Annotated in this window: 6 protein-coding genes; all 6 read right to left on the bottom strand. The window is 42.4% G+C overall.

Translation table 11 applies throughout. The features are described 5' to 3' along the window. Positions 1 to 47: 47 nt before the first annotated feature. On the bottom strand, positions 48 to 1,775 hold the full coding sequence (locus tag ABD894_RS15505; RefSeq protein WP_345211972.1) for an alpha-L-arabinofuranosidase: 1,728 nt from the start codon (positions 1,773 to 1,775) through the stop codon (positions 48 to 50). A 74-nt stretch (positions 1,776 to 1,849) separates the two neighbouring features. Further along, the gene (locus ABD894_RS15500) at positions 1,850 to 3,079 is read right to left on the bottom strand and encodes a glycan-binding surface protein (RefSeq protein WP_345211971.1); all 1,230 of its coding nucleotides are present in this window, start codon (positions 3,077 to 3,079) and stop codon (positions 1,850 to 1,852) included. A gap of 42 nt (positions 3,080 to 3,121) precedes the next feature. Beyond that, complete coding sequence (locus tag ABD894_RS15495; protein WP_345211970.1) at positions 3,122 to 4,696, bottom strand: RagB/SusD family nutrient uptake outer membrane protein; 1,575 nt, start codon at positions 4,694 to 4,696, stop codon at positions 3,122 to 3,124. A gap of 11 nt (positions 4,697 to 4,707) precedes the next feature. Next, positions 4,708 to 7,869, bottom strand: a complete 3,162-nt coding sequence (locus tag ABD894_RS15490; protein ID WP_345211969.1) for a SusC/RagA family TonB-linked outer membrane protein — start codon at positions 7,867 to 7,869, stop codon at positions 4,708 to 4,710. Between the two features lie 644 nt (positions 7,870 to 8,513). Beyond that, positions 8,514 to 10,928: a glycoside hydrolase family 31 protein gene (locus tag ABD894_RS15485; protein WP_345211968.1), complete on the bottom strand. Its 2,415-nt coding sequence runs from the start codon at positions 10,926 to 10,928 to the stop codon at positions 8,514 to 8,516. A gap of 160 nt (positions 10,929 to 11,088) precedes the next feature. Further along, entirely contained in the window at positions 11,089 to 15,246 is a 4,158-nt protein-coding gene (locus tag ABD894_RS15480; protein WP_345211967.1) for a hybrid sensor histidine kinase/response regulator transcription factor, read from the bottom strand. Between the last annotated feature and the right edge of the window lie 224 nt (positions 15,247 to 15,470).

Below are 15,470 nucleotides of genomic sequence, written 5' to 3'. Positions count from 1 at the left end.
TAAATAATTTAGTTACCGGAGCTTGATACTTATATAGCAAAGTCTGATCATTTTTTACCATCAGCTATCAAAAAAATAACAGAGCGTGGAGGAGCCGAAATTTTAATTCCCCCGCTTATGGCTGCAGCATTTGCAACCAGCTTTGTATAATTCTCAGGTCCGCCGGAAGCGCCAACGGGGCCATTACCATTGATATATACCTTACGCGAAAATTCGCCATTATCGGTACCGCCAATCAGTGTGTAATAATAATATTTAGTACCCGGAGCAAAGTTTTTGATATTGATGGCAACCACTTGTGAGGCTGTACCTTTGTTAACCAAAATTACACCGGCCTGGCCCGATGTAAATGACGATGCGTAACTAATCACATCGCTGCCGGTGCTTATTGTTGATGCAACCATCCTATCGCCAAAATACTTCTGGAAATAGTACATATAAAAAAATGCAGGGCGCGGGTTCCACATGGTGGCGTTATCAGGCTCGTCGCCCTTACTGAACAGGCCATGATCATCGCCGATTGCCCATCCGTTTGCCAAATCCCAGCGGCAGGCCATGCCGAACTGATTTTTCAGCATCTCGCCCAAAACCATTGTAGCATGAATACCTGCTATGTTTGATACCATTTGTTTTGACCCGGTAGCAAACAGGTTCCATTCGGTTAGCGCGATGGGTTTTAGCGCTACGCCGCCCTGGGTAGTGGTGGTATTCATCCAATCCATAACTGCTTTTGTTTCTGCAATCGGCGAGTTTAAGATTGTGGTGGCATCTAAATTAGTTTGCGGGGTGTAGTAATCATGCACAATATAAAAATCGGGATAGTTACCCGCCGATGCGAAAACGCCCGAATTCCAGGTTTTATCAACACTGTTCCATGAATTTACCGGATCTGTTTGAACTAATTGCGCGCCAATTTTTATTTGCGCTCCCACTTCGCTTGCTGCTTTGCGCATCGAATCAGCAAATACTCTAAAATGCTTGCCATACAATTCGCCGGTTATTATTTTAGGCTGTCCATCTTTATTTTTAGCTACATCAATTTGCCAGCCTGCCTGCCACGGGCCATTACTCTCGTTACCAATTTCCCAGTATTTTGTTCTTCCCTTATCGTACCGTACCCAATTTGCGGCATGATGCGCGGCAATCTGATCGGGGTGTTCGCCGATACCATAGCGGGCATAACTGTAATTAACCGTGATAACTCCCGTGCTATTGGTTTGTTGCAGTGCATTATAATAATTATCCAAGGATATTGTCCAAGCGGCTGTATTATTGCCCAGCCAGTAGGCTTCGTTATAAGTGTTGCCATCCTGATTATATAATGTTGCCGGCGCATCGGCGGGTCGTACGCCGTCCCAAAAATAAATGCTGCTGATATTGCCGCCAGGAAAACGCAGTATATTGGGCGAAAGCTCTTTAATACTGTTGATCAGTTTAGGCTCGGTAACCATTTGCCCCATATAGGGGTTAATATTATTGCCGAACAGGTATTTAGATACCTTTGTGATCACATTGCTGTAATCAACATTAACGGTTATGGCTGCGTTGCCCGCTGGCTTGGCTATGTCTGCACCTGTAGGCAGTACTAAAGTTTTCGGAGCCCAGTCATCTAAAAAAAACCCTGCTGATTTGGCAACCGCCGGATCCTTTTGTGGCACTACGCTTACCGTGGTATCGTTGGGTATTACTGGTGTTGGCTGTGTTACGCTTTTACCTTTTGAACATGCAGCCACCAATAACACCAGGCAGGCGGCAACAATATATCTGTTTCTCATTTTTACATATTAATCCGATCATATTTGAGCCCGGCAGCTATATACAGCCGGGGCCAAAAATGAGTGGGTCTAAACTATTTTACAATTTTCACTACTCTTATATTATCAATGGCAGCCGTAAATTCGGTAACCGGTTTAGAAGTATCGTTTATAAACCAAATGTTCATACCGTTTCTGCCACTTGCTCCTACCAGCTCGGTTATTGAGCCTACCGGATCGCCGGAGCCATTATCTTTACGGAAATTAGAAAGTGGTATAGTTACGGTCATCCAGCCATCGGTAATAAATGGCGTTGTCGAGCCATTGGCATTTTTCCATGGCGTGTACACCCCTATAAAGTTAAAACTATAGTTAACTGCTACATAAATAGATCCATTAGTCCATGGTTTGGTTTTTGGTACCGAAATTTCAAATTTCACGGCATAGCTTGATAACGGAGCGTTAATATCTGCAGCAGGCACCCACTGGCCTTCGCCCATGTTTACACCACGGCCGCCCGCATACCATTCAAAATTATTGGGGGCAAGGTTACTTGCAGTAATCACATTATAATTTCCATTATTACCCGGGAAATCAGTCGAACTGTTTTTGGTATCAGACCCCCATGGATAGGTGTTGATATTATCCCAGTTGTTAAACACGCCTGTGGTGTAATTATGTACAATAAAGGCAGAGGTATCGCCGCCTGAATTTGTAGTGACCGAAACGGTACCACCTGTGGTTAAACCCGCAGGTACAGGAAGCGTGATGTTTGTACCATCATTTGATGCACGGTAGCCGGTTATATCAACACCTGCATAGGTCACTTTTTTAATAAAGAAAAAGTTAAACCCGTTAATCTTCACGGAATCGCCTGCATTGGCGTTTTCATTTGATACGCCGGATATGCTTGGTGCAGGCGGTACAATAGAAAAAGAGAAGGTAGTTTGCCCATGATTGGTAACATACTCAATAGTGTTCAGCTTATCTGAAGGTACCGACGGGAAAGCGATAACCGCAGGAATTAAAGCTATGGCGCTGGTATCAGAAAACCAGGCATCGTTAAAAGCACCTTTAACACCATCAAAACTAATGGAAAGCGCACCCTTTAAATTGCGGCCCGATATAACTACCCATTTCCCTGTACCCACACTGGATAGCAACGAATCACCCGGACTGGCCACATAGTTGCGTATAGCGGTAATAACCGGTGTCCCTTTCGAAACATTATTATCGTCCTTTTTACATCCCAACTGTATAAAAAGCACCATGACCAACAATGTGAGCATCCGGTAACTTTTGGTATAGTATTTTGATTTTTTCATGATTTAAGAATTATTTATAAATGATTCTGAATACAGCTAATGCTAATAATAAGGTACCGGCTCTTCCAATAATTTCGGATCGGCAGTTTGATCGTTTGCCGGTATAGGCAAGGTAAAATTGGCTATAGTGGCCGGTGTAATGATCAGATTATTTTCCACTGGTGTTTTTATCCCTGTACCCGGGCTGTAGGTAAATTGCTTTCTGTTTTGCCCGTTGATGGCATTAATTGCCGCCTGCGGGTCGTAATACGAAAGGCGAACAAGATCAAACCAGTACTGCCCTTCAAAAGCCAGCTCTACACGCCTTTCTTTCCTAATGATTGCAGGCGTAAGACTGGTTATTTTATCAACCCCCGCCCTTTCGCGTACTGCATTAAAATACTGTAAGGCCTGGCTATTGGTGGTTGAGGCATTATTGCCTAATAAAGCTTCCGCATATATTAAGTACACATCAGCCAAGCGCAATATGGCATTGTGCTGGGTTGATGACCATAGATCCATAGTAGGTGCATTATTGTCGGCCGCTGTACCTACCACATGCTTTTTAACGTTTACGCCAGTGGCGGTGTAACCGCCGCCAGCCGCGTTCAGTTCGGGATATTTATCACCGGTAAGCATATAAGTGGCTTTTCGGCGTATAGAATCCTGCGCAGTATATAATGCTGCCAGATCAAGCGTTGGGCCAATAGCGCCACCCCAGCCTCCGCCACCGGTAATAATAGAACTGCTTGGGGCAAACTGTGTTTGTATGGCATTGCCATTACCATATCCAACTCCCGGAGCCCATTGAAAGGCAAATAATGATTCGGGATTATCATTAAACTGGGTGCGAAAAACGTTATAGTAATTTGGTAATAGCGTTAAACCGCTGGTATTACAAACATTACCGGCATAATAAGCGGCACTATCCAAGTCTGATTGATTGCGGCTACCATTTTGGCCTAAACCGGCACGGATTAAATAAACCTTGGCCAACATCCCCTGGGCCGACCATGTGGTTACCCGCCCAGGCTGATCGGTACGTGGTAAGTTAGCGGCAGCAAACCTTAGATCATTTATAATGAATTTGTAAACATCAGTAAGTTTGTGACGTGGCACTAAGGGATTGGCTATCAGCTTATCATTGTCCTCAATAATGGGTACTGCGCCCCATAACATGGCTAGGTGCATGTAGGCTGTGGCACGCAGAAACTTTAACTCGCCCAATGCACCGTTTTTACCTACTATGGCTACACTATCAGGCAGCTTTGTATTGATGGCTTTTATATTGATGTTGCAATGTGCTACAATATCATAAAAACACTGCCACGATCCTGTTATATAAGTATTTTGACTGGTGATAGAAAAAGTGGTGAACTGTACCAGATCGGCATTATACGGCTGCAGCATGTTGCCGCTCATAATATCGCCCACCCCTAACAGCGGGAAATTGTTCCAGTTGAACCATGGCTGGGCATACAGGGCCGCCGTGGCCAACCGCAGATCTGATGTGCTTTTATAAAAGTTATCTGTTGTAATACCGGTTAAAGGGGGCCTGTTAAGGTAATCTTTTTTGCAACTGCTTATCGCGATAACACTGACAAGCAACAGGAATATATTTAGTTTAATAAGTTTCATAATTATCAGTTTTAATTATTTAGCGATACGTTAAGGCCAACTGAGTAAACGCGCGGCTGTGCGTAATAGCCATTATCAATACCTGCCGCCAAAGGATTCCACGAACCTATCTCCGGATCGTAACCGGTATATTTTGATATGGTGAATACGTTGGTAACGTTAACATATACCCGCAGCGATTTTAAATGGATCTTGTTTACAAGGCTGTTTGAAAAGCTATAGCCAAGGGCAATGCTCTTACATTTTAAATACGAACCGCTTTCAATGTATTTGTCAGAAAAACGCTGATTATCATTACCGCTGCTTTGGCTTATCCGTGTTATAATGGTGGATGGATTGGTTATATATACGTTATTGATATCTGAGGCTGAACCGGCCGGGTCGATCAACCCGATCCTGGCATAATTGGCCGCTGCAGGGAAATAACCAAAGTTTTGATTGGGGTTGTTACCGTTAACCTTTATTTGATTGTACACTTTATTGCCATAACTGCCGGTCATGAAAACATTCAGGTCGATATTTTTATAGCTGAAGCTATTGTTGATACCATACTGAAATTTAGGTAACGGTGAGCCTAAATAGGTTTGGTCGCTGGCGTCAATTTTACCATCACTGTTGAGATCCTTAAATATAACATCACCTACCCAAACGCCGCCCGAGCCGGGAGTGATAGGAATTGCACCACTTCCGTTTTGCGGCAATGCAGGGTATTTGGAAAAATCGGCGGCATCTTTATAAATCCCCAATACCTGGTAACCGTAAAATTCACCGATTGACCTGCCCACCACTGTTTTGGTAACCGAGCCGTAAATGGCAGGCGTACCATCAACCAAATTAAGCACCTTATTGATATTGCGCGATAAAGTGATATTGGTGTTCCAATTAAAACTATTCGATTTAACGTTTTGGGTTGACAAGGTAAATTCAAATCCCTTATTGCTTACCGCACCTATGTTAACATAAGGCGCCTGTACAGCACCCGGCGAATAGCCGCCATTAGGAAAGGTACCCGAATAATAAGGTAGTGTAAGGCTTAATAACAGGTTATCTGTTTTACGGTAATACGCGTCAACTGAAAAGCTGATTCGGCCCTTTAGAATAGTAGCGTCAAGCCCGCCGTTATATGACTTTGTAGTTTCCCACTTAATATCCGGGTTGCCTGTTGTAGTAGTAATTTGCGAATTACCCGACAAGCCTGTTGCTATCGTATTTAGGGTTGAACCATAAGCGTATTCAGCAATATTCTGATTATTTACCAAACCATAACCTACACGTAATTTCAGGTCATTAATAGCTTTAACATCTTTCAGGAAACTTTCATGATTCACTTTCCAGGCCAAAGCGCCGGAGTAAGTGGTGTTCCACCTGTGGGCTTCTGCAAATTTAGATGAGCCATCATGACGCACGGTGGCTGTAAGCAGGTACCGGTCATCATACGTAAAATTCGCACGGCCAAAATAAGCTTCTAATGATCCCTGACCCTTTACGCCTGTGTTAGTTGCCGTAGTAGCATCACCGCTGCTGATTACCTGCACGTTATTACTTGCAAAATTAGTACGCGTTGCCGATACACCATTGCTTTTTAGCAATTGGGCCTCATGGCCCGCCACCACATTTACATAATATTTACGGGCAAACGTATGCTGGTAGGTTAAGTAGTTAGAAATGGAATTGTAGAAGTTTTGAGCACTTGTAGCCGTACCGCTATTGGTATTTTTAGTATAAGCGCCCATTACGTAGGTAGGGTTAAAGTAATCTTCGGTAGCGAAATCAAAATTACCGGCTACTTCGTTTCGCAGCGTTAGGTCTTTAGTAAATTGAATTTCGGCGTATGCATTTCCCAATAACTGGTATCTGCTTTTCAAATCCTTTACAATGGTTGCTATCGCAAAGGGGTTGGTACCTGTTGCACCGTAAATATTAGGGTCGTTACCACCCCAGGTACCATCAGGATTTTTCACGGCAACGTCGGGCGTTTGGTTAAGTGCCTGCAGAATTACCCCGGTATTTGTAGTCGCTACATTTTCTACCACATGCCCCATCTGCGTGTTTATACCTACTTTTAACCAGTTGGTGGTTTTGTTATCGATATTCGCTTTAACTGAGATCCGTTTAAAGTCTGACCCCAATGCTATACCTTGCTGAGAAAAATAGGTTCCGGACAGGTAATATTTGGTGCGTGCATCGCCACCGCTAATGGCCAGGTTGTGGTTTTGCATAGGTGCGGTACGGTATAAGGCTTTTTGCCAATTGGTACCCACGCCCAAATACTGCGGATTGGCAAACTGCGGACGAACATCATAACCTATAATTGCCGATTTCTCGTTCATAAAGGTTGCGTATTGACGCAGATCCATCACATCATAATAGCCGGGTAGCTTTTGCCATCCTCTGTAACCATCATAACTGATCTGCGGCGCCCCTGCTGTTCCTTTCTTGGTGGTGATAATAATTACTCCGTTTGATGCCTGCGAGCCATAAATAGCGGTTGCCGAGGCATCTTTCAGCACATCAATAGAAGCAATATCTGATGGATTGATAGTGGATAAAGGATTGGTGCCATTGCCTGGAATTGCCGACTGACCGTTTGGGGGTACTTGCACACCATCAATAACATACAATGGCGGCGCACCCAGAAATCCTCCTAAACCACGGATCTGCACATTGACATCGCCGCCGGGCTGGCCCGATACCTGTTGAATCACCACGCCAGCTACCCTACCCTGTAAAGCCTGGTCAAAGGTGGTTGCTTGGGCTCGCATAATATCACTTGCCTTTATTGACGATACCGCACCGGTAAGATCTGAACGCGCTCTGGTACCATAGCCTATTACCACCACTTCACTTAATTCGCTGGTTGATGACTTAAGTGTTACATTGATAATAGGGTTTGAGCCCACATAAATTTGCTGAGTGGCAAAGCTCAAAAAGCTAAACACCAGCACATCGCCCTGTTTGGCGTTAATGGTATAAGTACCGTCTGTACCCGATACCGCACCGGTAGAAGCGTCTTTAATTTTTACCGTTACCCCGGGCAGCGGCATTGAGTTGTCTGAACTGGTGATTTTGCCGGTAATTTTAATGGTTTGGGCGTAGCCGTCAAGGCTTAGCACCAGTAAGGCTGCCACCAGCAATACACCATATGTTAATTTTCTTCGTAAATGTTTTTTCATGTTAAAATTGGTTCATTTTTGGTTTGATCAATAGGTTAGGTAATGAGGGATTTAATGTAAGTTTTCATTCATAATTCGTTGTTTAAAGGATTAGCTATTTATTAAATAACATGTTTAAAAATTACGCTAACATATATGCTGCTTTCTCCGCAATCGATTGTAGAGAAACAGGCTATATTACAGTGTATACTGGCAACATGTCATTTATCAAAAATCTGCTAATCCCGGTTTATGGGAATTGGTTATACAATTGGTTAATAATGCAGGCAAATGGCTGAAAACCGTTACCTGTATTATTATTGCATGAAGATATAATGCATTATTTTAGAGGAGTGGAACATTTGTAATTATTGATGTAACAAATGTTTATCAATATATAAAACACTCATTTAAAGATACTTATGATTGCAAAATTGGGTTTCCGATTTAGAAAATGCACTATTATCAAATTACTCACAGGTTGCCCGGCAGAAACATACCTGCAAGGCAATGGCTGTTCGGATATTGATGAACAGAAACTTATAAGCCAAACATGTTAGCAGCAATCGCTGTACATAAACCCGCAATGGACCGCATCTTAGTAAGATGCGGTCCATTAGTATTCGTAATACCCGATTGTATCACATAGTGATCAGTAGCACGAACTACAGCTTAACAACAAGCATTTTACCTGTGTAGGTTATCTTTTTATCGGCTTTGAGCACTTCAGTAGGGTTTGAGCCATGCGCGCCGTTCACCAGCACTATATTGAACTTACGCGTTTTAAGCATTCCCACATAACTACCCTTGGTATTGGAAATGGTGAGTTGATGCCGCGCATCATCATAACTCAGCTTAAAGGTTGCAAATTTGCCATTTTCGTAATCGTAATTTTCATTCTCATCACTATAGTAAGTAAAATCGCCGTTTGCACCCGGGTAAATTCGCAGTTCAATGGTATCATCGGGCTTTTCGGTAGCATATTGCATTACCGGCCCCATCGGTATTATAGAACCCGCCTTTACATACAGCGGCATGGTTTCAATGGGTGCAGCAGCAGCAATGGTTTCACCACCTTTATATATCTTACCTGTCCAGAAATCGTACCATTGCGCGCCTTTTGGGAAATATACCTGCCGGGTTGTTTTACCTGCCGAAGCATTGCTGCCGGTATACAATTGTTCGGTTACCGGGTTGGCCATAAACGCCGGACCAAACATATACTGATCAGGTATATTGTAAACGTTTGCATCATTCCTGAAATCAAAGGTCAGCGCACGCATAATGGTGTAATTTTCCTGCGTTACACGGCCGGCAAGGGAATAGATGTAGGGCAGCAGGCGATAACGCAACTGATCATATTTCAGCAGGATCGCTTTTGTTTTATCATCCCAGTTATTAGAAAACATAGCCCGCTCACCCTTGCCGTGGATTCGGAAAATTGGCGAGAAGGCACCGAACTGGAACCAACGGGTGAAAAGCTCCCGGTTTTCGGGTTTCGACCAATCCGGTGCACCCCATTTATAATGATAGCCGCCGATGTCCGACGTCCAGTACGGAATGCCCGACGCGCAGGCGTTAATACCCTGTGGTACCTGATTCTTAAAGTTCCAAAAGGTACATTCAATATCGCCCGACCATAATGTAGAGGCATTACGCTGCTCGCCGGCAAACGACTGCCTTACTAAAAAAAAAGCTCTTTTACCCGGTATATCCATGCGCCAGCCCTGGTATACTCCCTTTGTATGTTCTAATGAATAGGTGTTAAAGTAATCTATACCCTTACCAATTGAAAAGTTGGCCTTACGGCGTTCATCTAGCAAGAGGCCGTTATCGGGTTCGCATTGATCTATCCACCAGGCATCCCAATCATAACGTTTTACCAAACTATCCCTGGCCTGCTGCCAATATAGTTCACGTGCTGCAGGGTTATGAGCATCGTAATAAGTATCGAAGGTATGGGTTACCACATTGTCCCAGGTTATGCTGGTTAAACCACCCATTTTTTCCAGCGCCGTGTAATTGGGTGTACCCTTACCAAATACCGGCCATATAGATATCATGGCATGTATGTTAGATTTGTGCAACTCGTCGACCATTTTTTTAGGATGAGGGTAACGTTCGGGCTTCATAATGTGCGAGCCGATGGGCAATGGATCCCAATAGTACCAGTCCTGCACAATTACGTCAACCGGGATGTGGTTATTGCGGTAATTATCTTTAACAGTAAGTATTTCTGCTTCACTCAAATACCTGTCTTGCGATTGAAATAATCCATAAGCCCATTTTCCATACATAGGTGCTTTGCCGGTTGCAGTGCGGTAAAGGTTGATAATACGGTCGAAATCAGGTCCGTAAAAAAAGAAATAATCAACCTGCCTGCCACTTTCAGAAACATACCTGAATTTAGTATTACCATTTTCTCCTCCATAAAAATTGGAGGCCGAATAGTTATCCCACATTAAACCATAACCTCTGGTTGAAAGCATTACAGGGATGGCACCCGTTAAATACTTAATGGCCATATCCTGGTTACGGCCTTTGTTATTGATAGACAAGGAATCTAACGGGTGGCAACCCAATCCAAATAAACCCTCATTGCCCGGTGAATTAAACGCCGTACTACAATTATAGGTATCTATACCCGCAATGGTTGCCGCCTGCATGGTTTTGCCGCCTGTTTTACTTTCTGAAGTAATCAGTTTACCATCCGTGGTAAAATAACTGATAGCATTTGTTGCTTTATTCACCACAATTTTCAAACGCGTGGTTGCAACAATTATACTGCTGACGGCATCGGTTACCTTGAATGCCGTAGCCTGTTTCCACTTGTTACTTACAACCAGCGAAGCTTGATCAGAAAACGAATCGAATATGGTGTATTTCACCTCAATGATATCGGCGCTGCAAATCTTTATCTTCAGGCGGCCTTTATCTAAATTAAAAAGTACACCGTCCGGCTGCTTTTTAAAATTGCGTATAGCAGCATGGGTTTGAGTTGTAAAAATGATACCTATGAATACCATTAAAAAAAGAGCGGCCCTTTCCGCAGCTGCCTGGAAATTACGATGTGACATCATGTAAATGCTTGATATGAGATTAACTGGTTATTTAAAAGTGAAGATAACAGCCGGCATATAACACAAAGGGAACATTTGTAACTAAGCATGTAACAGATGTTTACTCAAACCTAATTATTTGATATATAATTCACTATTTACACTTTAACGCACTAAAAGCTTAAACTTCATGATGCTGTTTTCGCTTTTGCAGCACAAATTCGGATGGAAGCAAATCAAATTCCTCTTTAAATGATCGGGCGAAATATTGAGGTGTATTAAACCCAATTTCATAGGCAACCTCGGCAATATTCATTTGACTATGTTCCAGCAGGTAAGCCGCTTTCCTAAGCCTCAACAACCGAATATATTCAACTGGAGTTTTACCGGTGATGCTGAGTAATTTTTTATAAAGCGTATTACGGTTCATGCCGAAATGCCTGCTCAGTTCATTTACCGAAAGTGATGGATTGAGCATATTTTCGCCGATGTAGGTTACAATCTCCTTTACGAACTTTTCATCAATTGATACTATGGCAGGCTCGTTCACCTGCACATCCAGTTGCCGTGCATAGGTTTTTTTAAAGCTTGCCTGTAGGTTTAACAGATTCTTTATTTTTGATATAAGAATTTCGAAATTAAAAGGCTTCGTCATATAGTCATTCGCGCCAATTTCCAAACCTTTCAATTCTTCTTCTTCGCCAATAAGCGCGGTAAGCAATATTACCGGGATATGTGATGTACGGCTGTCGTTCTTTACCTTTTTGCAAAGGTCCTTACCATTCATCTCGGGCATGCTAATATCACTCACCATAATATCCGGGTGCAGGGCAAGTGCTTTTTGCCAGCCTTCCTTGCCGTTTGATGCCTCAATGATATGAAACACTTCTTTTAAATTATCTTTTAAATAGAACCTGAAATCGTCATTATCTTCAACCAGCAACACGGTTTGTTTTTTACTTGCTTTTAATGGCCTTTTTTGTAACTCACCGCTTCTTGTTAGCACGGGATCATCACCTTTTACTTCTATTTCAGAAGGCATCAACTCATCAATCATAACCGGTATTTGAACAATAAAGCAACTACCCTCTCCCGGCTTACTTTCTACCAGGATTTCACCCCCATGCATAGCAACAAACTCCTTAGTAATAGCCAAGCCAATACCGCTACCCTGATTAAGCATAGAGCCGGGTATATCATTTTGAAAGAACCGTTCAAAAATGCGTTTATGCTTATCCTTAGGTATGCCTATGCCGGTATCTATTACCTTAATTTCTAAAAATTGTGATTGTTGTTCATTGCCAGCCATAACGCTATTCAGCAAAACACTAACATGACCGCCTGATGGCGTAAACTTGAAGGCATTGGAAAGCAGGTTAAACAGGATACGCTCAATTTTATCATGATCAAAATTGGTTTTAAGGCTATCTGCTTCCGTATCAAAAATGAACCCTATCCCCTTTTCTTCGGCAATATCTGTAAACAGAAGACTTATCTCTTTTATAAACCTGATGATATCGCCAGGCTTGTTATTAAGCTTTAGTTCAGCCACCTCCATTTTCCTAAAATCAAGCAACTGGTTAACCAGATTGAGCAAACGCCTGGCATTTTTCCTGATCATATTAAGTTGTAGCTTCTGATCGGCCCCGCCGGCTTGGGTCAGCATCTTATCAACCGGTGCCAAAATGAGCGATAAAGGCGTTCTGAACTCGTGGCTCACATTAGTTAAAAACTTGGTTTTGAGCCGGTCAATCTCATGCATACGCTCAATTTCCTGCCGTTCCTGTTCTATAATAAGCTGGGTTTCCTTTTTTTCCCGCTCGGCAGCAAATTCGTTTCTTATTTTTTGAATCCCCCGTTGCCGAATCAATAACAACGCGCCAAAAAATAAAACTGCATACACCACGTAGGCTAATGGCGATTTCCAAAACGGCGGTTTGATGTTGATATTTAATGATATGTAATCATTGCTCCAGTTTCCGTTTGTGGAGGTTCGCACCTTAAAAACATAGCTGCCTGCATCGAGGTTGGTATAGGTTGCTTTACGAACAGTGTTATCGGCATTTATCCATCCCTTGTCAAAACCCTGCATAATATACTGGTATTTTGCTTTATGAGGATTAAAAAGGTTAAGGGCGGCAAATTCAATGGTAAAAACGTTCTCGTTATGATGTAAGGTAATGCTACTGGTTGCTGAAATAGCTTTGTTAAGAATAACGTGACCATTAAAATCTTCACTGGCTGTTACACTTTTATTAAATAACAATAAGTCGGTAAAAATTAACCTGGGTTTATTTATCGCCGGGCGGATACTCCGTGCATCAATAATATTAAACCCGTGCCCACCACCAAATATCAGCTCGCCTGCGCTTGTTTTAAGCGCCGCATTTACATTAAACTCACGCGCCTGCAGGCCATCAGTTTCGTCAAAATTTTTAAATTGATAAGTATAACCATTGCCTTTAGGTGTAAGGCTTATCCTTGAAATCCCTCCCGAAGTACTCAGCCACATATTGTTGCTGTTATCTTCCAGTATATTTAGTACAGAATTGTCGGGAAGTCCGTTTTGCGTAACCATTGAGGTAAACTGATTCGTTTTGGGGTTCAGGATGCTTAGCCCATCACGGGTAGCTATCCACATCAGTCCGCGGCTATCCTGGGTAATACTGTTTACATTATCGCTGATAAGACTGTTAGCTATCCCCTCTTCGTGCCTGTAATGAATGATTCGATCCGTCTTTTTTGATATTTTGTCTACCCCAAGATATCCTCCTACCCATATATCGCCTTCGCTATCCTCAAATATAGAAGATACATAAGGCGACCTGATCTGCGTTTGACTAAACGGATGATGAAATATTTTGGTAGCGGGATCAAACACATCCAGGCCGCCGGCAAAAGTACCCACCCATAGTTTGTTCGATGAATCTTCAATTATGCTGTAAATCCTGTTGTCGGCAACAGATGTGGCAACATTATCCTGGTGCTTGTAATGTGTGAAGGTATTACCATCAAAGCTATCCATCCCGCCAAAATAAGTGCCTATGTAAAGCGTTTGATCGTGGCTGATACAAAGGCTGACAATAATATCATTGCTAAGGCTTTTGCTGTTTTGCGGATCATGCTTGTATTGTGTGTATTTACCTGTTTTACGGTTCAAATAAATTAGTCCGCCGCCATTGGTGCCTATCCATAAGTTGCCGTTTTTATCTTCGGCAAATTTATCAACGTCCTCAAAGCTCAAACTCCCGGGGTCTGAACCGTAGTGTTTGTATAGCGGAAACCGGAGAATATTTTTATGGTAATAGCTTATTCCCTCTTTAAAACTACCGGCCCACATAATCCCGGAGTTATCCTTATACAGCATCACACTGTTTTGCTTTAACGATTTGGGATCATCTTCACGGTGCTGCAAATAAGTTATCTTAAAATCATGTTTATTCAGCACATTGATGCCGCCATGATCGGTAGCTATCCAGATCGATCCATCGTCGGCCTGCACAACGGTATTTATTACATTAGTGTTTAAGCTGCTTCCCGGCGTTTCTTTATCAATGTGCTTTACAACTTTGGTCGTGGTATTAAAATAAAATACCCCCATGTCAATGGTGGGTGCATATAACCATATATCATCATCTTTATCAATAGTAAGGGCGTAATCCTGCACTTTTATGCCCGGTGCTTGATTAACAATAGCTTTTTGATACGTAATGCTTTTCAAGCCCGCATCCATCATTTCAACAACACCGTTGTCATAAGCAATCCATAAATTGCCATTAGAGTCTTCAACTATGTCAACAACATTATTGGCATAAAGTGCAGGACGGGAACCGGCTGTATTGTTGTAATGATACGTTTGCCGATTGGCTTCGTTGTATCGGTAAATACCATTATTATCATAAACAAACCAATAATTACCTTTACTATCTTTCTTTATCTTCATGAGTGTGCCCCAAGGTAGCTTCAATGCGTTAAGCACCTGCGTTACATCACTGTAAAACTGTTCGGTATCAGGGTTGTAAATGGAGATACCTGTACGCGTTAAGATCCATAAGTTTTGCCCGGGCCCATCAAATATGTTTACTATAAAGTTGTCTTTAATTGAATTTTTGTTTACAGCATCATGTTTTAATACCTTAAAGGTATAACCATCGTACCGGTTAAGGCCCGAAAGTGTACCGAACCACATAAATCCTTTGCGGTCTTTATAAATACAATTCACCTGGTTGTGCGACAAGCCATTACTGATATCGAGGTGCGAAAATTGGTATCTATTATGTTGCGCGTAGGTTGTACGGAACAAACCCACAATTATTGCAATTGCTACAAGTACTCTCAATGGTTAATAATGGTTAAAACAACACGAATACATAAATCTACCGAAATAAATGTATCTGCCAAACAATTGTTTAAGTAAAGCTGAGCAATAAAAATTCGTAATGTGAGAATCGAAGAGCAATGCAAAACCTGCAAGTCGCCTAAGTTGTATAATCCGCAAGGCTCGGATATACAATTCCGTATGCATTAACCAATTCAGCATATCAAGTAGCCAGGCTTATAAAC

Origin of the sequence: Mucilaginibacter gynuensis (assembly GCF_039541195.1) — a bacterium.
GTDB classification, from domain to species: Bacteria; Bacteroidota; Bacteroidia; order Sphingobacteriales; family Sphingobacteriaceae; genus Mucilaginibacter; species Mucilaginibacter gynuensis.
Note: the sequence above shows the minus strand (reverse complement) of the source record. Positions and strands in the feature narration are given on the sequence as shown.